Source organism: Haemophilus haemolyticus, from assembly GCF_001008205.1.
Lineage (GTDB): Bacteria > Pseudomonadota > Gammaproteobacteria > Enterobacterales > Pasteurellaceae > Haemophilus > Haemophilus haemolyticus_Q.
This window is the reverse complement of the sequence record NZ_LCTK01000030.1, coordinates 1-21,001: the sequence shown is the minus strand read 5'-3', so window position 1 is coordinate 21,001 and position 21,001 is coordinate 1. Positions and strand designations below refer to the sequence as shown.

Genomic DNA, 21,001 nt, shown 5'->3' with positions numbered 1-21,001 from the left:
GGTCAGAAACGACCGCTATTTTTAATTTACTGGAAATTCTTCAATGACAACAGGAAGTTGTAATATTTTGCCTAATCGTAGAATGGTGACGAGAACTTTTGAATTAGGTTTTGTATTTGCGATAATTTGCATCATTTCTCGGGCTGAAATGCCTTCTTGATTATTTAATTCCAAAATGACATCGCCTAATTGAATGCCTGCTTTTGCTGCTGGGCTATTCGGGCTTACACCAGTGATGACTATGCCTTCTTCACTACTTGAACTGATGTCACTTTGCACACCAAAATATCCTCGGATAACACGTCCATCTCGTATAATTTTCTGTAAAACATCATTTGCAATATCCATTGGAATGGCAAAATTTAGTCCTTCAGCGATTTCATTGGCGGTTTTACCAATACTAAGGGTGCTGATTCCAACTAATTCACCTGCAGAATTAATTAATGCACCGCCTGAGTTGCCTCGGTTAATTGAAGCATCGGTTTGGATGAAGTTTTGTCTGCCAACAGAATCACCTACTGCATTACGTCCTACAGCGCTAATAATACCTTGTGATACGCTTTGCCCTAAGTTGTAGGGATTACCGATTGCTAATACCACATCACCAACGTGAGCTTGACGATTTGAGTTTTGTGGAATGGTTGAAAGATTATTTGCACGAATTTTGAGAACAGCGAGATCAGTGAGATTATCTGAACCAACAAGACTAGCCTCAAAAATATTTCCGTTTTGCAACGCTACTACAATTTGATCCGCATTTTGGATAACGTGTTTATTCGTCAGAATATAGCCATCTTTACTCATAATCACGCCAGAACCTAAGTTATTCACTTGTAGCTGATCATTATCATTAATGCTGGCAGATGAAAAAGAGCGGTTATAAACATTCACTACCGCAGGTGAGGCAATACGCACCGCATTTTTGAACGATACAATATCGTCTGAAGTGAAAATATTGCTGTTATTCAGTCTTGGAACCGCAAACAAAATCACGCCTGCAGCCGCCAAGCCCCAAAGTGCGGAATGGAAAAGTTTTTTAAGCATTTAGATTCCTTTCGGTGTGTAAGTTAATTTTATATCGTCACCGATTTGTTCTAATTCATTGAGTTGCCATAATGGTGCATCGGCAAGTTTAGTTAAATTCGGTAATTGGCATAAACCACGAGCATTGTCGCCAAGTAATTTGGGCGCAATGTAAATAATTAATTCATCGACTAATTTCGCATCAATTAAACTACCCGCTAAATTTGCTCCAGCTTCTACCCAAAGGGTATTTATTTGTCGTTTTCCCAGTTCTCGCATTAATTCTTTTAGTAGATTTTCTTTTGGAAGAATAATTTGTTCGCAGAAATCAGGAAAGCCTGTTAAATCTCGTGTTTCACTAGAGACTAACCAAACGGGAGAATGCGTTAAAAAAAGTTTATGAGTCGGCTGAATGCGATGTTGTGAATCTAAAATGACTCGCACAGGCTGGCGAAGATCTTCTTTTTTATATTCTGTTTTTAGATTTTCAGGGAATTCATCCCAGCGTACGTTCAGGCTTGGATTATCTGCAAGTACTGTTGCTGAAGTAGATAAAAGTGCGGATGATTTTGCTCGCATTTTTTGTACGTCCGAACGAGCATCAGAGCCTGTAATCCATTTACTTTCTCCGCTTGCCATTGCTGTTCGTCCATCTAAACTCATTGCAAGTTTGAGTTGAACAAAAGGCATACCTTGACGCATTCGTTTTAAAAAGCCTTTATTTATTTTTTCCGCTTGATCGTTTAATAAATTCACCGCACTTTCGATGCCTGCATCAGACAACATTTTCAAACCTTTTCCTGCGACTTGAGGATTCGGATCTTGCATAGCTGCAATGACTTTCACTACGCCAGCCTCGATTAATCCTAATGCACAAGGCGGTGTGCGACCATAATGAGAACAAGGCTCAAGCGTAACATAAGCTGTCGCACCTTTCGCATTTTCACCCGCTTGAGCTAAGGCAACGCGTTCAGCATGAGGTTGCCCAGCTTTAAAATGAAAGCCTTCCCCCACAATTTCACCATTTTTTACCAATACGCATCCCACTGATGGGTTCGGAGTAGTGGTATATTGACCTTTGGTGGCTAAATCCAAGGCGCGTTGCATAAATTTGCGATCTTGTGCGGAAAATTCGCTCATGGTTAATCCTTTAAGCTCTCAATTTCTTTGGTGAATTGATTAATATTATCGAAACTCAAATAGACCGATGCAAAACGAATATAAGCCACTTTATCGAGTTTTTTTAACTCATTCATCGCGAGTTTTCCAACCAGTTTACTTGGTACTTCACGTTCACCCGTCGCGCGTAATTGAAAAATTATATGGTTAATTGCTTGTTCAACATCATCCGCACTTACAGGGCGTTTTTCCAACGCATGCTGAATACCACTGCGTAATTTATCTTCATTGAACGGCTCTCGAGTGCCGTCAGTTTTAATAATTTTTGGTACGATTAATTCGGCTGTTTCAAAGGTAGTAAAACGCTCATGACAATGACCGCACTCACGACGGCGACGAACCTGATAGCCATCCGATACCAAACGGCTATCAATTACCTTGGTTTCTTCTGTAAAACAAAATGGACAGCGCATAGACAATTCTCCGTAAAAAGGCTGTTATCTTAGCAAAAAATCGGTTCTTTGACGATGAGCTTTATGCCTTTCTTGTCTTCTTTTGTACGAATAATAAGCCAAACCAATCTTTTGTTTGTTTTAATAATTTTTCGATATTTCCAGTTTGTTCAAATCTTGAGGTTTGCGCCAATACGCGTGACCAATATGGATCTGCTTGAGCGCCGGATTTGCTGTCTTCACGTAGTTCCTGAAGTTTTCTAGAAATATTGTCAAAATCAACCGTGATTTCATCGTTCACAATAAAATCATTAATATTTTTTATGGTTGGTACTAATTGGATTTCTATTTGGCTTTGTAAATAATCTTTTACGTAAATTTTTAATTGAGCGAGAGCGGTTTCACGCTCAATAGGCGGTAGTTCGATAACTTGATCTTGCGTAATTAATTTTGGTGGTACCGCATTTTCTTGTGTGACACATTGAATCAAATAATAAATCCAAGGACGGATGCAATAGCGATCTTTGTATTTCGCAAAATGCCAGTGAATCACCTGTGAATCATCGCCAAATAAAGGCTCCATATAACCAAATAGACGAATTTCTTGATTTTCATTTTGCCAATCTGCGGAGAGATTGAAATCGACGGAAGCGTGTTTGGCTTCACCAAGATCTGATATTTTCTTTTTAAATTCCAAAACATTGTCTCGAATATTTTCAGCATAAACTTTTCCAAATTCGGCTCGAGGTAACACGCCTTTAACTTCTGCTTGTCTAAAATAATCAGCAAAATTTTGTTCATCAAGGTAGATTAAGTCATTATTGAGAGAGTAATTATCTAATCCACTTAAGGTGAAGTTTTCACTGTCGGCAATACGAGCATCTTCATCACGGAAATAGACACCGAGTTGTTTTTCAAAGAAAAATTTCACAGGGTTTTCCACAAAGCTGACTAAACGATCCAGTTCAATTTCTTCGATTTTTTCTGGGTTTTCTGTCATGGTGACGGCAAATTCTGAATTGCTAGCAGTCGCGTCAAATTGTGCTATTGGCAACCATTTTGTCGCAAAAGAGCGGGTAAATTTCTCGTTATATTTGAAATTATCTGGGCTAAATGCCGTCATCGGATGCTCAATCACCGTAAGGGTATTTTCGCTTTGCCCTTGATTAATATAATCTAGGAGTTGGCTTACCAATACAGAAGGTTCTTTCGGTTGATTATCTGTAATGGAACGGCCAACATAGCTGATATAGCAATAATCACGCGCTGCCAATAAGGCTTCTAAGAACAAATAGCGATCATCATCACGGCGAACACGGTCGCCTTTTTGATGGTGATATTGCATTAAATCAAAACTGTTTGGTGTTTGTGTTCTAGGGTAATCCGCATCATTCATTCCAAGTAAACAAACTACTTTGAATGGCACAGAACGCATTGGTAATAAGGTGCAAAAATTTACTTTCCCTGCAAGGAATTTGAGGCTATTTGGCGCATCTTCCAATTTCATTGTGATGACATCGGCAATCACGTCAGCTTGTAATTCTTCAGTAAAATGGAGCGCTTTTAGATGCTCAGCTAATTCATTAATTTTCTCTTGAATATAGAAAATCGTGTCGCTTGTGTCTTCATTTTGCACGAAGAAATTTGATAAAAGTGCGGTTAAGATTTCCTGCCATTTTTCAATAGAATGCGCTTGTTGCAGCGTTTCATGTAGAGCGGAAAGTGCGGTGAAAAAGTGAGATAAATTTCCAGCAAGTTCACCCTTTAAGCCATAACTACTGTTTAACCCGAGACTATCTTGCCAAATGCCGTGTTCTTCACGCATTGCATAGCCTAAAATCATTCGTTCTAATCCAGCTTGCCAAGAATTGAAATTGATGCCATCTTGATTTTTTTGCAAACCGAAACGAATCCCTGAATCCGCCACCCATTCTCTCACTAATGGTAAATCAGCAAGAGAAATATTAAATCGTTCTCTCATCGCAGGAATATCCAACAATGCTAAGACATCTTCCGCACTAAAATTGCTTTCTTTTAAGCGTAATAAAGTTAAGTAACTTGAGACCAACACATCGCTTTCTGCAAGTTTATTATCCGAAAGTGAAAATGGAATTTGTGGCGCATCTCCATTTTTTTGCCCGAAAACCGACTGAATATAAGGCGTGTATTGGTTTATATCTGCCACCATAACAACCACATCTTTTGGCGTAAGGTTAGGATCTTGATTGAATAAATCTAATAAATAATCGTGCAATACTTCCACTTCTCGCATAGCACTGTGGCAAGAATGTAAGGTTAAAGTGCGGTCATTTTTTGCGATATTTAGCGGTTTATTTTCTAAATGTAGAATTTGAGACTGTAATTGTCCAAGCAAACTGTTCGATTCAATTTCTTGATAGGCATTGATGGGATAAGTTGGAATATGTTCTTCATCTCTCACCAATGTATAGAGAAAATCTCGCCCCATTTTTCCCCAAGCCGCCAGTAACGGATTACCTACTTGAAGGTTTTCTTTTTGATAAGTGACATCAAACTGAGCGTTTTCTAGTTGAGAAAGTTGATCCTCGTTAAAGAGCGGTTGATTTTCATCTTGTTTATTGAATTGATAACGCTGACGAGAACGCAAATAATCTAGGCGTAAATCACTAATATCTCCCCAATACTCTTGGCATGGATTATTAAAAAATAAATGAATATCCACTTCTGATGACATCGCTTGCAAAATATTGAGATAAGCAGTTGGGAGCGCAGGAATACCAAAAATAAATATGCGTGAAGGTAATTTTTTCGGTGCTTTTTTATCGGCAAGCAAGGCTAAGAACTGATTATGCAAAGCCGCTCGATGGGTGGCTTCACCCACATCTGATTTAACATCGACAACCAATGCACGCCATAACTCACCTTGCCATTTTGTATTGCCTTGAATTTGCTCAAACAACGTATTGTTGAGGTTAGGTTGTTGTTTTTGTATTTGAGCAGTGATTTGTTCATCTTCGCCTTTTTCCCAAGCAAAAATCCATTCAGGTCGATAAACCAAATATTGGTCAAATAAATCGGCAATTTTGCTGCTGAGTTGATAAAGTTTGTATTGTTCTGAATGTGGCGAGGACGCTAAATAATTGCGTAAAGGTGAAAAATTTTCTTTCTCGAGAAAAGTCGGGATTAATCGCATTAAGCGCCATGTCATTGAATCTTTATCAAAAGGGTTTTCCAATGCCGTTGCGGATAAATTTTGAGCATAAAGTTGCCAAATAAAACTTGCTGGCATAGGAAATTTGAGGTTTGCTGAAATGCCTGTTTCTTTCGCTAATTCAATTTGCAGCCATTGCGCCATTCCCGGGCTTTGCACCAGGATAATATCTTGCTGAAAAGGATCTTCTGGCGGTAACGATTTGAATAAGGAAGAAAGGATTTCTTTTTGTTTTTCGAGTTGATTGGAATAATAAACAATGAACACAATGGCGACCTTTTGTGATGATTTAATCTAGAAAAAGACAATGCCATTCTACTTAGTTTTTATCGAAATTTCACCCATAGGATAACGCACAATGACGCGTTCGTTTTGACATTGAACACGAAAAGTTAAGCCATTTTGTTGTATCAATTGTTCACAAGGTAACCCTAAAAATTGGCGTTGAGCTTGATTCTCCGCAACCTGTATCGCCTGAAAATCTTGATAAGTTTTCACCGCACTTTTTCGCTGGCTTGCCGTCCATTGATTGAAAGCAATAAATAAAACGCTAAATAAAGCTAAAGAAAATAATAGGGTCGTGAGCGACATGCCTTTATTCATCTGGAACATTAAAATCACTCCAACTTTTTTCTGCTAGCTGCCACTGACTATATTGTTGCACTAAGGTTGTTACGACAGATTTGCCATAGGCCAACGTCACCCCATCTAAAGTTAAATTTCCGTTGGTGATCACTGCTCCACTAATCCGTCCTTTGCCTGTTAGTTTTAAATCTCCCTCTGCAATTAATACGGTAGAGACGGTGCCATTAATTTCAACTTCCGCTTGTGAATCTGAAAACCAATAAAGTTTAGGTGTTTTATTCGCGTTTAAAATTTTGGGCGGAGAAGAAAAGTGCGGTCTAAACTCGGTGAGTTTTTCTGTGTGAATAAAATCTTTCAATGCACCTTGATTATCGCCTCGTGTAGGCGATTTTTTAAATAGACTCATTCTTTCACACCAAAGAAAATATTGAATTGCATCGGTGGCACCACCAAGTGTGATGCTGATTTGCTTTACACTTTCATTATTATTTAACGGTAAATCAATACAGGCAGTTTGTTTTTTCTCCTCTGTCATTTTTTGCAGTTGTAATGTTCTTTCCACATAGTGCCCTCGTTGATTTTGTTGCGCACGAAAAAAACTTAAATGGCTGTCATCCAACAATAAGATTGCGGTTAATAATCCCGATATAAAAATCAGAATAGTCAGCGTAATAATGCCTTTTTGTATTGTCATTATTTTTGATTCCGTTATTTTTGATTCCATAGTGCAACGACAAGGGATGTTTCATAACTGATGTTTGGGGTTTGTTTTAAATTTCCTTTTAGCTTGATTTCTAATCCTTTGCCTTCAATTAACCAATTAAATTGTAGGGTAGTGACTTCGTATTCATTGTTGTCTAATAAATCTGTCCAACCACCCCCTGCGTTGCAAGCGGTTTGTTGAAAAGCTCGTTTACAAGTTTCTGCTGTGCAATTAGTAGGAATAACACTTTGATAAGTCAGTTTGGTTTTTATCGTTTTGTTACTCACTTTATAACCGAATAATTCTTCAGTGCTGTTTTTCGATGTATTTTTCCCATTTTTCATACAGGTTTTTGGTGAATCTTTGCCAATACACCCATTTTTATTTAAATCATAAAAGAACAACACGCAGCTATTAAGTGGGGCGTTATCTTCTTGGCTAATGAAAATGGCAGTGCCTTGTTCATCTAATTCAAATAAAGATAAATTGCTTTCTGTTCCTTTTGTATTTAATGCTCTAAATCCTAATCGCCGAAGATCTTTACCAATGAGCTGTAATGTTCGTTGTAATTCTGCTTGTAGTTTTAAATGCAATAACATGTGTTGATTTTGAGTTTGTATTTGCACATAAAAATGTGAAATGCTTAGCAATAATAAAGATGATAACGCCAGCGAAATCATTAGTGCTAATAGGGTTTGCCCTTTTAATAATATTTTCATGATTGATTGCATGCACTAGCCGCTTGATTGGTTTTCAAACGAATACTGCCAACATTGAAAAATGAAAATAATGTACGTTCATTTTCCGCTTGCAGAATAAAGCAACGAGTCACACTGGTATTACGCGCACCATAAAACCTCGTGATTTCTTTGGGATAAATATAATGGCTTTGAATCATCGTTTTTTTAGGAAAATAAGGATAGTAAAAATGAGCATAGGCTTCTTTCGGGCAGTTTATTGGGTTTAAACAATCGCAAGTTTGATCATTTTTTACTTGTGCCGTTAAGCACCATTGTTGTGTCGCAAGGTTACGATTTATCAGCAGGAACCAGACTTCTGATGAATTTTCTGCCCGAGCTTGAATTTGTCGTAGAAATAAATACAGGCGATGTTGCTCTTTGGCTAAAATCGTTTTAGGTGAGTCTGTTTGCCATAATGGCACGGCAAAACTCAGCGCAATGCTGATAATTGCTAGCCCAATCAATAATTCCACTAATGTCACACCTTTCTGCATAAAACTCTCCAATTTTCTACCGCACTTTAATGGTAAATAATTAATGGAAAAATCACTTCATGCTATTTTTGCGATCCGTATCACAAAGTTTTCCTGAAAACCTATAAAAACCATTGTTTTATAATTTTCAACTGGTTATTTTGGCAAATCTCGCTATAATGGCGCGTAATTTTTCTGTTCTTTAAAATCTGGTGGAAATATGAATCCAATGTTAAATATCGCAATTCGTGCGGCACGAAAAGCGGGCAATGTGATTGCTAAAAATTATGAACGCCGTGATGCTATCGAAAGCACACAAAAAGGTATTAATGATTATGTGACAAACGTTGATAAAGCGGCAGAAGCAGAAATCATTGAAATTATTCGTAAATCTTATCCTGACCACACCATCATCAGTGAAGAAACGGGTGCGCTTGAAGGCAAAGATAGCGATGTACAATGGGTGATTGATCCACTAGATGGTACCCGTAATTTTATGACGGGCCTTCCTCATTTTGCCGTCTCTATCGCAATTCGTGTAAAAAATCGTACTGAAGTTGGGGTTGTTTACGATCCAATCCGCAATGAATTATTTACCGCTGTGCGTGGTGAAGGCGCAAAATTAAATGAAGTACGTTTACGTGTAGATAGTAAACGTGAAATTCAAGGTTCAATTTTAGCGACCGGTTTCCCATTCAAACAACCAAAATTAATGCCAACTCAATTTGCAATGATGAATGCCTTAATTGAAGATGCCGCGGATTTCCGTCGCACTGGTTCTGCAGCATTAGATTTATGCTATGTAGCGTCAAATCGTATTGATGGTTATTTTGAAATGGGCTTAAAAGCATGGGATTGCGCAGCGGGCGATTTAATCGTGCGTGAAGCGGGTGGTTTAGTCTGTGATTTTGATGCAGGTAACGGCTACTTACGCAGTGGTAATATCATTGCCGCACCATCACGCGTAATAAAAGAAATGTTAAATAAAATCCGCCCTTGTTTAGGTGCTGAATTTAATAATTAATTCTTTGATAACTGGAATAGCGCCAATAGGGCGCTATTTTTTTATGAAAAATCTACCGTACAAATCATATTTATCCTATTGAAGTGAATCACAAACTGCGTGCAAAAGTTAGGATTTTCGGTAGAATTTGGGTGAGAAAAATGCACTTTCATACGGATTTAAATTGGCGTGTGTTTTTTAATTAGTAAATAACTCGTCAATGGACGAATCTGAACCTCAACGAAGAAAACGACGACATTATGCTTCCAGAACTTGGCTTTTTCCTTCTTTTGCTCGCAACAGCTAGCGCATTTTTTCTTGCGTTAGTGCCACAATTTGGGTTATTCAAAAAAAATTCGACTTTAATTAATGCCGCTTGGCCGCTTAGTTATATTTTTACCCTTGCGACGACGTTCTCAATTGGTTTGCTTGCTTATTCTTTTGCGGTGGATGATTTCACCCTTGAATATGTAGCGGCACATTCTAATTCCCAATTACCTACATTTTTTAAAGTGGCTGCCACTTGGGGCGGACATGAAGGTTCAATGTTGTTTTGGTTATTTTCATTGAGTTTATGGCTTGCTGCTTTTGCTTTTTTTAATCGAAAAAATGACCGCACTTTTTCCGCTCAATCTTTATCTTTATTGGGATTGATTTGCTTTGGTTTTGTGGTGTTTATTTTATTTTATTCCAATCCATTTGGACGCATTTTCCCTGCACCCGCAGAAGGGCGCGATCTCAATCCAATGTTGCAAGATGTGGGACTTATTTTCCATCCACCGTTGTTATATCTTGGCTATGTGGGCTTTGCGGTGAATTTTGCAATGAGTTTGAGTGCCTTGATTTATAACCAATCTGCACGACAAATTGCGCGCTCAATGCGTGGTTGGGTGTTGGTTTCTTGGTTGTTTTTAACCATTGGTATTGTGCTCGGCGCGTGGTGGGCATATTACGAACTCGGCTGGGGCGGTTGGTGGTTTTGGGATCCCGTAGAAAATGCGTCTTTAATGCCTTGGTTGCTTGGTTTAGCGTTATTGCACAGTTTAATGGTGACGGAAAAACAAGGCGTATTTAGTTATTGGACAACGCTTTTTTCTATGCTTACTTTTGCCTTTAGTGTATTAGGCACGTTTATTGTTCGTTCTGGAGCTCTCACTTCTGTGCACGCTTTTGCATTGGATAACACGCGCGGTTATGTGTTGTTATTAATTTTCTTTGTTTTGACGGTGTTAGCCTTTGGATTATTCGCCTTACGAGCAGGCAGTTCATCAGAAAGAGCGGTGAAATTTCAGTTCGTTTCTAAATCGGGTGGTATTTTATTGCTGAATATTTTGCTGACCATCGCCACTGTTTCTACCTTTTTAGGCACCTTTTACCCCATGTTATTCCAAGCGATGAATTGGGGATCAATTTCGGTGGGAAGTCCTTATTTTAATAGTATTTTCTTTCCAATTATTACGGTCATTTTAATCCTAATGGTGATTTCACTCACCATTCGTTGGATGCAATTTGATCGCACATTATTGATACGTTGCGTATGGTTGTTGATTCCGTCTTTAATCCTTGCTGGCTTGATGATTTGGCAACAGATACGAAATAATTCTGCGTTGAATTTCCATGCTTTCGCCTTTGTGTTATTAACTCTTGCGATTTGGCTTTTATTTGTCACTTTATGGCAAAATTGGCAACAAATTCGCTTGTCTCAATTTGGTATGATTTTAGCGCATTGTGGCGTGGCGATTGTGACTATCGGTGCGGTGATGAGCGGTTATTTTGGCAGTGAAATTGGTGTGCGTTTAGCACCGCAACAAAGTCAAATGCTGGGGCAATATGAATTTCACTATCGCCAATTTTCTAATGAAATCGGGCCAAATTTTACGGCAGAAGTTGCCTTTTTTGACGTAACTGAAAATGGCAAACCTTACGCAGAAATTATCCCTGAGCACCGTTATTACGATGTGCGAACAATGACAATGAGCGAAGTGGGGCTTGATGGCGGTTTTTGGGGGGATTTATATATTGTGATGGGCGATTCTCTCGGCAAAGGAGAATTTACTTTCCGCTTACATTATAAACCTCTGATTCGTTGGCTTTGGGCTGGCGGTATTTTAATGGCCTTTGGCGCACTTTGTAGCGTTTTCGGATTACGCAGAAAACAGGAAAAATAATGAACAAAAAACTTATCTTTTTTGCACCGCTCTTTGTGCTCTTAGGTGTGTGTGTATTATTAATTGCAGGGTTAAATCAAGATCCGAAAAAAATTGCTTCGGCTTTAATTGATAAACCTGTTCCGGAGTTTTATCAGGATAATTTACATGAGCCGTCACAAATCGTAAGCCCGAAAGATTTTCCCAAACAGCCATTTTTATTAAATGTATGGGGCAGTTGGTGTGGTTATTGCAAGGAAGAACATCCTCTGTTGATTGAGATTGCAAAAACGTTGCCTATTGTAGGTGTGGATTATCGCGACAATCCGCAAAATGGCATTGAAATGCTTAAACGAATGGGCAATCCGTTCGTCTTAACCATTGATGATAGTCATGGGGAATTGGGATTAAAATTGGGCGTCGATGGTGCGCCAGAAACTTATCTTGTAGATGAAAATGGTGTGATTCGTTATCGCCATTCGGGTTTACTGGATAAAGAAACTTGGCAAACGGTATTTTTGCCAAAAATTGAAGCAATGAAGAACAAATGAAAAGCATATTAGATATTTTTACTCGCGGTTTTATTCAGGTTCAAAAAATAGTCTTTTTTGCGACCGCACTTTTATTCGCATTTTCCTTATTCGCCCAAGCGGAAATGGTGGATACCTATCAATTTCAAAATCAAGATGATCGTACTCGCGCCGTAGAGTTGGCAAAATCTTTACGCTGTCCACAATGTCAGAACCAAAATTTGGTGGAATCTAATTCGCCTATTGCTTATGACTTGCGTCTTGAAGTGTACAAAATGGTGGATGAGGGCAAAAGTAATCAGCAAATTATCGATCAAATGACCGCTAGATTTGGTGATTTTGTGAATTATAAACCACCGTTCAAATGGAATACGGCATTGTTGTGGCTATTGCCAGTCGCTCTTTTAATTTTAGCTGCAGCATTGCTTTATTTCTCAAATAGAAAAAAATCGGCTTTATCTTCAGTCGAACAGAGAAGCGTGTTGGAAAAAGAACAACGATATTTTTCTGTTAATGCTGAGTCTCATTCGGATCCTAAGCAAAAGGAACAAAAGACAGATTTTTTCGGGAAAACTAATCACAAACTTTCTTTTGTGGTTTTCTTTTTATTAATGGCCATTCCAACCGCTTATTATTTTTCCCTTGATCGTTTTAGTCGTGTTCAACAAGGTGAGCAATCAATGATTGAGCAACATAATCAAAATGTTGAAATGAATGATGAACACAAAAATGAAAATATGATTGAGAAGATCCAAAATAAACTGCGTACTGATCCGAATAATGCGGAAACTTGGCTTCAACTTGGGGAAGCCTATGTGCAGAATAATGAATTTGACAGTGCGCTTATTGCTTATTCTAATGCAGAAAAAATATCAGGCAGTAAACCTAATATTTTAGGCTTGGCAGCTACCGCACTTTATTATCAAGCAGGTCAGCAAGTGACCTCAAAAGTAGAGCAACTTTTGAATGAAGCTTTGGCAAAAGATAAAAATGAAGTATCGAGTCTTTCTTTGCTAGCGACGATTGCCTTAGAAAATCGCCAATATCAACAAGCCAGTGCGTATTTACAGCAGTTATTAGATTCTGGGAATGCGGCAGTGGATCGTCGTTCAGTTATTCAACGAATGAAGATGTTGGATTTTTTACAACGTGGTGAAAAAGGGCAAAATCCGTGAGCCAATATTCTGAAAACATTATTATTGGTGCAGGTGCGGCAGGATTATTTTGCGCGGCACAGTTGGCTAAGTTAGGCAAGTCAGTGACAGTTTTCGACAACGGCAAAAAAATCGGACGTAAGATTTTGATGTCGGGCGGTGGGTTTTGTAATTTCACGAATTTAGAGGTTACGCCTGCTCATTACCTTTCGCAAAATCCTCATTTCGTCAAATCGGCACTGGCTCGTTATACCAACTGGGATTTTATTTCTTTAGTGGCGGAGCAGGGGATTGCTTATCACGAAAAGGAATTGGGGCAATTATTTTGCGATGAGGGCGCAGAACAAATCGTTGAAATGCTGGAATCTGAATGCGATAAATATGGCGCTAAGATTTTATTGCGTAGTGAAGTTTCTCAAGTTGAACGGATTCAAAATGATGAAAAAGTGCGGTTTGTTTTACAGGTAAATTCAACCCAATGGCAATGTGAAAATTTGATTGTCGCGACGGGCGGGCTTTCTATGCCAGGGCTTGGTGCAACGCCATTTGGTTATCAAATCGCGGAACAATTTGGCATTCCTGTTATTCCTCCACGAGCGAGTTTGGTACCTTTTACGTATCGAGAAACAGATAAATTTTTAACCGCACTTTCAGGTATTAGCTTGCCAGTCACGATCACAGCGCAGAGCGGAAAATCTTTTCATAACCAGCTTTTGTTTACTCATCGCGGTATTTCAGGCCCTGCGGTATTGCAAATTTCCAATTATTGGCAGCCCACTGAGTCAGTGGAAATTGATTTATTACCGAACCACAATTTAGAAGAGGACATTAATCAAGCAAAACAACATTCACCAAAACAAATGTTGAAAACCATCTTGGTTCGATTATTGCCGAAAAAATTGGTTGAACTCTGGATTGAACAAGGCCTTGTGCAAGATGAAGTTATCGCTAATATCAGCAAAGTGCGGGTAAAAAATCTGGTGGATTTTATTCATCACTGGGAATTTACTCCAAATGGTACGGAAGGCTATCGTACGGCTGAAGTGACAATGGGCGGTGTGGATACTAAAGTAATTTCTTCTAAAACAATGGAAAGCAACCAAGTCAGCGGTTTATATTTTATTGGTGAAGTATTGGATGTGACTGGCTGGTTAGGTGGCTATAATTTCCAATGGGCGTGGAGCTCGGCTTATGCTTGTTCACAAGGAATTAGTGAAAAATAGAAGGGGTGTAGAAAATACGTTAGAATTCTTTTAATTAAATCATAAAATAAGGAAGTAAAATATCAAAAAATCTCCCATTACATGCAGCCACAGTAGGCTCTTATTTACGCTCACAAGCATTAAAAGAGGCTCGTTTAAAATTTGGATAAGGTGAAATTTCTCGTGAACAATTAACTGAGATTGAAGATCAAGAAATTACAAAGTTATTCCAAGCATCAGTTAGATGCAGGTATCCAAATCATCTATTTATTGAGCATTTTAAGAAATTGAATGCTATTGTTGGTGATCGTGGCATAGTTAAATACACCATCCCTAGTCCCAATCAATTAATGTATCCTATCCTGTGGGATATGGGCATTTATGCTACACGCGAAGAAATCGCTAAAGAGGTTTGGGACGAAGATTAATTTGATTTTATTGGTAGATAATAATGGCTCCTTATGGAGCCATTTATTAACGCTGAATTAAGTAACGCAATTTTGTTCCATCTTGCTCTACACTTAGCAGTGTATAGCCATGATTTTTAGTATCAATAGGAATGTTATTGATAGATTGTGCGCAATCGCTTAATAGTTCTAAAATTTCACCTTTTTGTAATTGTGGCATGGTTTCTAACATTACAATAGCGGGGTAAGGGCAGGGTTCGCCTAACGTATCTAATGTATAATCGGGTGAAATGTCTTTTGGATCTTTATCTAATTTTTGAACAATAGTAAATGCCATGATTATGCTCCTTTTGGTTAATTACATCCACAGCCAGTTTGTGCGGTTATTTGAGATTTTGCTTTGGCTAAGAAACGACGTTCCCACCAGACTACGGCAATTAAACATAAAATTAATAAACCGTAATTCACAAGTAAGCCACCTACGGGCCCGAAAGATTTTAGTAAATTAAGTTTTTCGTAATCAAGTGCTAAAACAGGGGCGATATCATCCCAAACATAGGCGAGATAAGTTGAACCGACTACATTACCTAAGCCAACCCACATAAAGTGTACTTGACCTTCCATTGAGCGATACATCCAACCTGTTTCACAACCACCAGCGAGTACAATACCAAAGCCGAATAATAAACCGCCAATAATCGCATTGGGGCCAGCCCACATAATCTTAGGCGAAACGCCAAGTTGAATGTAGCTAAATACACCAATGGTACCCACTAATATTCCAAAAATAATCGCTTTTGCCATATAAGCACGCCCAGTTACCCATAAGTCACGGAAAGCTGAGGTAAAACAAATTTGAGCTCGTTCAATTAATAACCCGAAAGCCAAACCACAAACCATAGCAAAACCAAGTTTAATAGATTGAGTCATGACATAAAGTGAAGCAATAAGATAAGCAAAAAATACAACCATACCAATCCAGAAAAGGCGTTGTGCTTGTTTAGGATCTGTTTCTTTTATTTTCGCTGCGCCTTTTTTCAGTTCTAATTTAATGCGAAATATTGGTAATAATGTGACTTTCACACCAGCATAAGTACCTATTGCTGTTGCGATAGTGAAGAACCAAGCGTGTACCGAAAATTGTGGGATACCCGTAAAAAGTGAAGCTAAATTACATCCCATTGCTAAACGTGCACCAAATCCTGCTAATGCACCGCCAATTAAAGCTTGAACAATCCGACGTTTATGTGGTTGGTTGCGCCATTTTACATTATTTGCCCAAAGTGCTGCAGAAATACAACCTGCAAACATGCCTAAGATCATGACACCATCAACACGTGAGAAGATATTACCTTGCATTCCTATGATTTTGTAGTAACTCCATTCAGATACATCAACGCCTAATGCTTGTAATGCATGTCCTCCCCACCGAGTAAATTCCCCTGTAACAGCCCAATAAGTGCCTGTTACCCCAAAGTAATAAGCGGAAAGCAAACCTGCTGCAGTCACTGCGACAATCGGATTCCAGTATTTAATTAAATAATCTTGTTTAAATTGTAGCCAAATCTCTTTCATAAGATAACCTAAATTTATTGAAAAGAAAGATTTGCAAGAAAGGTATAAATAATGAATGCAGTGAAAAAAGAAGTGCCCATTTTCCTATACACAAAACTTGCGATATAAGACAAATGAAATTTGTCAGGTAAAATGATAACATTATTTTAACAATAAAGGCAAAACCTTTATAGCTTTGCCTTTATAGATATCATATTTTTCGATTAAAGAATATCTAATAATTCTACTTCAAATACGAGTGTTGAGAATGGCGGAATTGATGCGCCAGCGCCACGTTCACCGTAAGCAAGTTCGTGTGGAATAGTGAGTTTCCATTTAGAACCAACGGGCATCATTTGTAATGCTTCAACCCAACCACGAATTACACCATTTACTGGGAATTCAGCTGGTGTGCCGCGAGCAACAGAACTGTCGAATACGGTGCCATCTGGTAAGGTACCCGTGTAGTGTACACGCACTTTATCTGTTGCAGATGGTTTTGCGCCATTGCCTTCAGTCATGATTTCGTATTGCAAACCGCTGTCGGTTACGTTCACACCTGCTTTTTTCGCATTTTCTTCTAAGAATTTTTTGCCTTCTTCTTCAATGGCTTTAAATTGCGCTTGTTGTGCTTCAGCGGCTTGTTGTTGAAGAGCTTGAACAGAATGCATTAACTCATTGATGTCTAATGCAGGTTGATTATGATTTAATGCGTCAAAGATACCTTTCGCTACAGCTTCAACGGTGATTTCCATTTGGCTATCGGCTAATTGTTGGCCAATTTGCAAACCAATCCCGTAGCTACCTTTTTCAGAAACGCTTTCTAATTTTACTTGTTCAAAATTCATTTGATGTTTTCCTTTCGTTAAAAATTATTTTTTATATGCCAAGATTTCGCCCATGCGAACAGGTTCGTTGACGCTTAAATGATCAGCTAAACGGACTTGATTTGCTTGGAATAAATTAATCACTGTCGAACCAAGTTGGAACCAACCCATTTCTTGACCTTTCAATAATTTGACCGCACTTTCGCCTTCATAAGTCCAAGTTTTCACTTCGTTGTGGCGTGGTGGATTAATTACGCCCGCCCAAGTTGTGCCAATACTTGCAGTGATGGTTGCACCGACCAAAATTTGTACCATTGTGCCAAATTCAGTATCAAAAACACAAATCACTCGTTCATTACGCGCAAATAAATTGGGTACATGTTGAGCTAAAAATGGATTCACAGAGAACAAATCCCCTGGCACATAAATCATTTTGCGTAGCGTACCATCACACGGCATATGCACTCGGTGGTAATCACGAGGAGAAAGATAAGTAGTGGCAAATTCACCATTTTTAAAGGTTTCCACTAATTCTTTATCTTCTGCCAGTAAGTCTTCTAGGCTGAAAAAATGGCCTTTAGCTTGCAATAAAAGATTATCGTCAATATGACCGCACTCGCTAATGCGACCGTCTGCTGGTAAACAAAGTGCGGTAGGATTTTGATTAATTGGACGCGCGTTTTCTTTTAACGGACGAATAAAAAATTCATTAAAACTTGCGTAATCAGAAAATTGTTCTTTTTGCGCAATGCTCATATCAATGTTGTATTTTTTTGCAAAAGCTTTAATTACAACATGGGTTAGTACACCCCATTTTTGTTTAGCAAACCAGCCTGCAATTTGAGTTAAATAAATTTGTGGCATGACATATTGAAATGCCACTTTCAAGCGTTGCCAATAAGAATTTGAAGTCATCATTATCTTTCCTTGTTAAAAAAGAGGCGTGATTATAGCAATTTTTGTTATAGTTCCAACCTTTTTAGTTAGCGGATAATTTCCTTTATTGAGTTATCCAATAAAAAATGTGATTTCCCTTTGACTATCTTCGCAACAACAGGTAATATTCACGCCCTATGCAAAAGGTAAAACTACCCCTAACCGTTGATCCGGTAAAAGATGCTCAAAGACGGCTTGATTATGTTGGCTATTATGCTGCTAATCAGCTTGAGCGTTTGGCCGAATCAGTGGTAAACGTGCTCAGCGATGCGCAGGTAACATTATCGTTTTATATTGATCCACAAAAATTAGTGGTGATGAAAGGTAATGTACAAGTTGATGTTGAATTAGAATGTCAGCGTTGTAACGAGCCTTACAAACAAACATTGGAATGTGAGTTTACTTATAGTCCAGTGGCTAATTGGGATCAAGCTGATGTATTGCCGGAAATTTATGAGCCAATCGAGTTCAATGAGTTTGGCGAAATAGATTTAATTGGCACGGTGGAAGATGAGCTAATTTTAGCTTTGCCGCTTGTACCAATGCATTCATCTGAACACTGTGAAGTGTCCGCGCAGGAACAGGTTTTTGGCGAATTGCCTGACGAATTGGCAAAAAAACCGAACCCGTTCGCTGTATTAGCTAATTTAAAGCAAAAGTAAATTAAATTTAGGAGTATGGCCAATGGCTGTTCAACAAAATAAAAAATCTCGTTCACGTCGTGACATGCGTCGTTCACACGATGCGTTAACTACTGCTGCAGTATCAGTGGATAAAGCAAGCGGTGAAACTCACTTACGCCACCACGTAACTGCAGATGGTTACTATCGTGGTCGTAAAGTGATCAATAAGTAATTTTTACTTATAGGTATTCACTTGACTCGTCTAACCTTGGCGTTAGATGTGATGGGCGGGGACATTGGTCCCCGTATTCCTATCTCTGCCTCTCTTTTAGCGTTGGAAAATGATCCTGAGCTTTCTTTAATCCTCTTTGGCGATAGCCAACAAATTTCTCCTCTTCTCAATAACTGTTCTCAATCAGTTTTAGAACGAATACAAGTTCAACATTGCTCAAGTGTTATCGAAAATAATCAAGGCATATCTTATGCGTTGCGTCATAGTAAAGGTACATCAATGCGTTTAGCATTAGAAACGGTACAACGTGGCAAAGCGCAAGGTTGTGTCAGTGCGGGCAATACAGCGGCATTAATGGGATTGTCGAAGATTTTATTGCAGCCTTTACAAGGCATTGCACGTCCTGCATTGATTTCTTTTATTCCGACCATTGATGGTGAAAAATCAGTGATGTTGGATCTTGGTGCAAATATTGAGTGTAGTGCGGAAAATCTTTATCAATTTGCTATAATGGGTGCGATTTTTGCTGAAGCTCGACTTAATTTGGTGTATCCGAGAATTGGATTATTGAATATTGGTATTGAAGAAATCAAAGGCCATCAATCTATTCGTGATGCTGCTAATTTACTGCAAAAATCAACCGCACTTAATTATGTCGGATTTATCGAAGGTGATGTTTTATTGAATGGGAAAGCCGACGTAATTGTGAGTGATGGATTTGCAGGCAATGTCGCGTTGAAAACCTTAGAAGGGGCGGTGAGAAATTTGTTATCTTTGTTTAAAGATAAAGCGAATTCACGTTTTATAAAGCCCATTCTTGCTTGGCTTTTTCGCTTTGTATTTAAACAATGCTATAAACGCTTGAAACGAATTAACCCTGATGAATATAATGGCGCATCACTTATTGGCTTAAAAGCTGTGGTGGTAAAAAGTCACGGTAGTGCAAACGTGAATGCTTTTGCACATGCTATTGCTGATGCCGCTTTCCAAGCTCGCCAGCAACTTCCAGAAAAAATATTGGCTGGGCTTTCTCGTTATTAATGACTTAATTTTTATTTATTATGAATAGCAGAATTTTATCTACTGGTAGTTATTTACCAAGCTACATCCGCACAAATGCGGAATTGGAAAAAATGGTTGATACATCAGATGAATGGATTGTCACTCGTTCCGGTATTCGTGAACGTCGTATCGCAGCGGCAGATGAAACTGTTGCAACAATGGGATTTGAGGCAGCAAAAAATGCGATCGAGGCTGCTCAAATTAATCCTCAAGATATTGAACTGATTATTGTTGCAACTACAAGTAATTCACATGCTTATCCAAGTGCCGCGTGCCAAGTGCAAGGTTTATTAAATATTGATGATGCGATTTCTTTTGATTTAGCCGCAGCTTGTACAGGCTTTGTCTATGCATTGAGCGTGGCAGATCAATTTATTCGTGCAGGCAAGGTGAAAAAAGCCTTGGTGATTGGTTCAGATCTCAATTCTCGTAAATTAGATGAAACAGATCGCAGCACTGTTGTGCTATTTGGTGATGGTGCTGGAGCGGTCATTCTTGAAGCGGGTGAACAAGAAGGGATTATTTCTACTCATTTACATGCTTCAGCAGATAAAAATAATGCCCTTGTTTTAGCTCAGCCAGAACGTGGTATAGAAAAATCTGGATATATTGAGATGCAAGGTAATGAAACCTTCAAATTAGCAGTTCGTGAGCTTTCAAATGTGGTGGAAGAAACGCTTTTAGAAAATAATTTAGATAAAAAAGATTTAGACTGGCTTGTGCCACACCAAGCAAATTTACGTATTATTACAGCGACAGCTAAAAAATTAGAAATGGATATGTCGCAAGTGGTGGTAACGTTAGATAAATACGCTAACAACAGTGCAGCAACTGTGCCTGTAGCCTTAGATGAGGCTGTTCGAGATGGCCGTATTCAACGTGGGCAGTTATTATTATTAGAAGCCTTTGGCGGTGGTTGGACTTGGGGTTCAGCGTTAGTACGCTTCTAATTAGTTTGTTAGAATATGTAAGCGGTTTAAAAAGTGCGGTTAATTTTGACCGCACTTTTGGTATTTTGTTGTCAGGTTTCGCCTGATGG

Annotated in this window: 21 protein-coding genes and 1 pseudogene; 10 read left to right on the top strand and 12 right to left on the bottom strand. The window is 38.6% G+C overall.

What is annotated here, in order from left to right; translation table 11 throughout:
* Nucleotides 1-21 precede the first annotated feature (21 nt).
* From degS to AAX18_RS06340, 8 genes are all read right to left on the bottom strand, one after another.
* Entirely contained in the window at nucleotides 22-1,044 is a 1,023-nt protein-coding gene (degS, locus tag AAX18_RS06375; protein WP_005627365.1) for an outer membrane-stress sensor serine endopeptidase DegS, read from the bottom strand.
* Complete coding sequence (gene ribD / locus AAX18_RS06370; RefSeq protein ID WP_046953324.1) at nucleotides 1,045-2,163, bottom strand: bifunctional diaminohydroxyphosphoribosylaminopyrimidine deaminase/5-amino-6-(5-phosphoribosylamino)uracil reductase RibD; 1,119 nt, start codon at nucleotides 2,161-2,163, stop codon at nucleotides 1,045-1,047.
* A gap of 2 nt (nucleotides 2,164-2,165) precedes the next feature.
* Nucleotides 2,166-2,615, bottom strand: a complete 450-nt coding sequence (nrdR, locus tag AAX18_RS06365; protein WP_005627362.1) for a transcriptional regulator NrdR — start codon at nucleotides 2,613-2,615, stop codon at nucleotides 2,166-2,168.
* A 61-nt stretch (nucleotides 2,616-2,676) separates the two neighbouring features.
* Nucleotides 2,677-6,051: an exodeoxyribonuclease V subunit gamma gene (gene recC / locus AAX18_RS06360; RefSeq protein ID WP_046953323.1), complete on the bottom strand. Its 3,375-nt coding sequence runs from the start codon at nucleotides 6,049-6,051 to the stop codon at nucleotides 2,677-2,679.
* A 48-nt stretch (nucleotides 6,052-6,099) separates the two neighbouring features.
* Nucleotides 6,100-6,387, bottom strand: coding sequence for a DUF5374 domain-containing protein (locus AAX18_RS06355; RefSeq protein ID WP_032825578.1), 288 nt, complete (start codon nucleotides 6,385-6,387; stop codon nucleotides 6,100-6,102).
* Entirely contained in the window at nucleotides 6,380-7,063 is a 684-nt protein-coding gene (locus AAX18_RS06350; RefSeq protein WP_046953322.1) for a DUF2572 family protein, read from the bottom strand. The genes AAX18_RS06355 and AAX18_RS06350 overlap by 8 nt, the downstream gene beginning before the upstream one ends.
* A gap of 14 nt (nucleotides 7,064-7,077) precedes the next feature.
* Nucleotides 7,078-7,794, bottom strand: a complete 717-nt coding sequence (locus AAX18_RS06345; protein ID WP_032825585.1) for a PulJ/GspJ family protein — start codon at nucleotides 7,792-7,794, stop codon at nucleotides 7,078-7,080.
* Nucleotides 7,788-8,306: a type II secretion system protein gene (locus AAX18_RS06340; protein WP_046953321.1), complete on the bottom strand. Its 519-nt coding sequence runs from the start codon at nucleotides 8,304-8,306 to the stop codon at nucleotides 7,788-7,790. Before AAX18_RS06340 ends, AAX18_RS06345 begins: the two co-directional genes overlap by 7 nt.
* 199 nt (nucleotides 8,307-8,505) lie before the next feature.
* On the opposite strand from AAX18_RS06340, the gene suhB reads away from it, so the two are divergent.
* From suhB to AAX18_RS09010, 6 genes and pseudogenes are all read left to right on the top strand, one after another.
* On the top strand, nucleotides 8,506-9,309 hold the full coding sequence (suhB, locus tag AAX18_RS06335; protein ID WP_005633301.1) for an inositol-1-monophosphatase: 804 nt from the start codon (nucleotides 8,506-8,508) through the stop codon (nucleotides 9,307-9,309).
* A 239-nt stretch (nucleotides 9,310-9,548) separates the two neighbouring features.
* Nucleotides 9,549-11,456, top strand: a complete 1,908-nt coding sequence (nrfE, locus tag AAX18_RS06330) for a heme lyase NrfEFG subunit NrfE (protein ID WP_046953320.1) — start codon at nucleotides 9,549-9,551, stop codon at nucleotides 11,454-11,456.
* Nucleotides 11,456-11,986 (top strand): DsbE family thiol:disulfide interchange protein, encoded by a 531-nt coding sequence (locus tag AAX18_RS06325; protein WP_046953319.1) that lies wholly within the window; start codon nucleotides 11,456-11,458, stop codon nucleotides 11,984-11,986. The genes nrfE and AAX18_RS06325 overlap by 1 nt, the downstream gene beginning before the upstream one ends.
* Complete coding sequence (gene nrfF / locus AAX18_RS06320) at nucleotides 11,983-13,140, top strand: heme lyase NrfEFG subunit NrfF (protein ID WP_046953318.1); 1,158 nt, start codon at nucleotides 11,983-11,985, stop codon at nucleotides 13,138-13,140. Before AAX18_RS06325 ends, nrfF begins: the two co-directional genes overlap by 4 nt.
* Nucleotides 13,137-14,342, top strand: a complete 1,206-nt coding sequence (locus AAX18_RS06315; protein ID WP_046953317.1) for a BaiN/RdsA family NAD(P)/FAD-dependent oxidoreductase — start codon at nucleotides 13,137-13,139, stop codon at nucleotides 14,340-14,342. Before nrfF ends, AAX18_RS06315 begins: the two co-directional genes overlap by 4 nt.
* 59 nt (nucleotides 14,343-14,401) lie before the next feature.
* A pseudogene (locus AAX18_RS09010) lies at nucleotides 14,402-14,734 on the top strand (5-methyltetrahydropteroyltriglutamate--homocysteine S-methyltransferase); the annotation flags it as partial.
* A 61-nt stretch (nucleotides 14,735-14,795) separates the two neighbouring features.
* Here AAX18_RS09010 and yedF read toward each other — a convergent pair.
* The 4 genes from yedF to asd form a co-directional block, all read right to left on the bottom strand.
* Nucleotides 14,796-15,065: a sulfurtransferase-like selenium metabolism protein YedF gene (gene yedF, locus AAX18_RS06310; RefSeq protein WP_005627337.1), complete on the bottom strand. Its 270-nt coding sequence runs from the start codon at nucleotides 15,063-15,065 to the stop codon at nucleotides 14,796-14,798.
* Nucleotides 15,066-15,082: 17 nt separating this feature from the next.
* The gene (gene yedE / locus AAX18_RS06305) at nucleotides 15,083-16,303 is read right to left on the bottom strand and encodes a selenium metabolism membrane protein YedE/FdhT (protein WP_046953316.1); all 1,221 of its coding nucleotides are present in this window, start codon (nucleotides 16,301-16,303) and stop codon (nucleotides 15,083-15,085) included.
* A gap of 203 nt (nucleotides 16,304-16,506) precedes the next feature.
* Entirely contained in the window at nucleotides 16,507-17,130 is a 624-nt protein-coding gene (locus AAX18_RS06300; RefSeq protein ID WP_046953315.1) for an FKBP-type peptidyl-prolyl cis-trans isomerase, read from the bottom strand.
* Nucleotides 17,131-17,154: 24 nt separating this feature from the next.
* A complete protein-coding gene (gene asd / locus AAX18_RS06295) occupies nucleotides 17,155-18,024 on the bottom strand; it encodes an archaetidylserine decarboxylase (RefSeq protein WP_032803387.1) in 870 nt (289 codons plus the stop codon).
* Nucleotides 18,025-18,182: 158 nt separating this feature from the next.
* Here asd and yceD point away from each other — a divergent pair, with 158 nt between their 5' ends.
* The 4 genes from yceD to AAX18_RS06275 are packed head-to-tail and all read left to right on the top strand — an operon-like array spanning nucleotide 18,183 to nucleotide 20,912.
* A complete protein-coding gene (gene yceD / locus AAX18_RS06290) occupies nucleotides 18,183-18,707 on the top strand; it encodes a 23S rRNA accumulation protein YceD (RefSeq protein WP_005627329.1) in 525 nt (174 codons plus the stop codon).
* A 22-nt stretch (nucleotides 18,708-18,729) separates the two neighbouring features.
* Nucleotides 18,730-18,900: a 50S ribosomal protein L32 gene (gene rpmF, locus AAX18_RS06285; protein ID WP_005544470.1), complete on the top strand. Its 171-nt coding sequence runs from the start codon at nucleotides 18,730-18,732 to the stop codon at nucleotides 18,898-18,900.
* A gap of 21 nt (nucleotides 18,901-18,921) precedes the next feature.
* Entirely contained in the window at nucleotides 18,922-19,941 is a 1,020-nt protein-coding gene (plsX, locus tag AAX18_RS06280; protein WP_005627327.1) for a phosphate acyltransferase PlsX, read from the top strand.
* Nucleotides 19,942-19,961: 20 nt separating this feature from the next.
* Nucleotides 19,962-20,912 (top strand): beta-ketoacyl-ACP synthase III, encoded by a 951-nt coding sequence (locus AAX18_RS06275; protein ID WP_046953314.1) that lies wholly within the window; start codon nucleotides 19,962-19,964, stop codon nucleotides 20,910-20,912.
* The last annotated feature ends 89 nt before the right edge of the window (nucleotides 20,913-21,001 follow it).

What these genes read in the sequence shown, in the direction of transcription:
- degS (WP_005627365.1), bottom strand. Translation starts at nt 1,044, where the DNA reads ATGCTTAAAAAACTTTTCCATTCCGCACTTTGGGGCTTGGCGGCTGCA.
- ribD (WP_046953324.1), bottom strand. Translation starts at nt 2,163, where the DNA reads ATGAGCGAATTTTCCGCACAAGATCGCAAATTTATGCAACGCGCCTTG.
- nrdR (WP_005627362.1), bottom strand. Translation starts at nt 2,615, where the DNA reads ATGCGCTGTCCATTTTGTTTTACAGAAGAAACCAAGGTAATTGATAGC.
- AAX18_RS06355 (WP_032825578.1), bottom strand. Translation starts at nt 6,387, where the DNA reads ATGAATAAAGGCATGTCGCTCACGACCCTATTATTTTCTTTAGCTTTA.
- AAX18_RS06350 (WP_046953322.1), bottom strand. Translation starts at nt 7,063, where the DNA reads ATGACAATACAAAAAGGCATTATTACGCTGACTATTCTGATTTTTATA.
- AAX18_RS06340 (WP_046953321.1), bottom strand. Translation starts at nt 8,306, where the DNA reads ATGCAGAAAGGTGTGACATTAGTGGAATTATTGATTGGGCTAGCAATT.
- suhB (WP_005633301.1), top strand. Translation starts at nt 8,506, where the DNA reads ATGAATCCAATGTTAAATATCGCAATTCGTGCGGCACGAAAAGCGGGC.
- nrfE (WP_046953320.1), top strand. Translation starts at nt 9,549, where the DNA reads ATGCTTCCAGAACTTGGCTTTTTCCTTCTTTTGCTCGCAACAGCTAGC.
- AAX18_RS06325 (WP_046953319.1), top strand. Translation starts at nt 11,456, where the DNA reads ATGAACAAAAAACTTATCTTTTTTGCACCGCTCTTTGTGCTCTTAGGT.
- nrfF (WP_046953318.1), top strand. Translation starts at nt 11,983, where the DNA reads ATGAAAAGCATATTAGATATTTTTACTCGCGGTTTTATTCAGGTTCAA.
- yedF (WP_005627337.1), bottom strand. Translation starts at nt 15,065, where the DNA reads ATGGCATTTACTATTGTTCAAAAATTAGATAAAGATCCAAAAGACATT.
- yedE (WP_046953316.1), bottom strand. Translation starts at nt 16,303, where the DNA reads ATGAAAGAGATTTGGCTACAATTTAAACAAGATTATTTAATTAAATAC.
- AAX18_RS06300 (WP_046953315.1), bottom strand. Translation starts at nt 17,130, where the DNA reads ATGAATTTTGAACAAGTAAAATTAGAAAGCGTTTCTGAAAAAGGTAGC.
- asd (WP_032803387.1), bottom strand. Translation starts at nt 18,024, where the DNA reads ATGACTTCAAATTCTTATTGGCAACGCTTGAAAGTGGCATTTCAATAT.
- yceD (WP_005627329.1), top strand. Translation starts at nt 18,183, where the DNA reads ATGCAAAAGGTAAAACTACCCCTAACCGTTGATCCGGTAAAAGATGCT.
- rpmF (WP_005544470.1), top strand. Translation starts at nt 18,730, where the DNA reads ATGGCTGTTCAACAAAATAAAAAATCTCGTTCACGTCGTGACATGCGT.
- AAX18_RS06275 (WP_046953314.1), top strand. Translation starts at nt 19,962, where the DNA reads ATGAATAGCAGAATTTTATCTACTGGTAGTTATTTACCAAGCTACATC.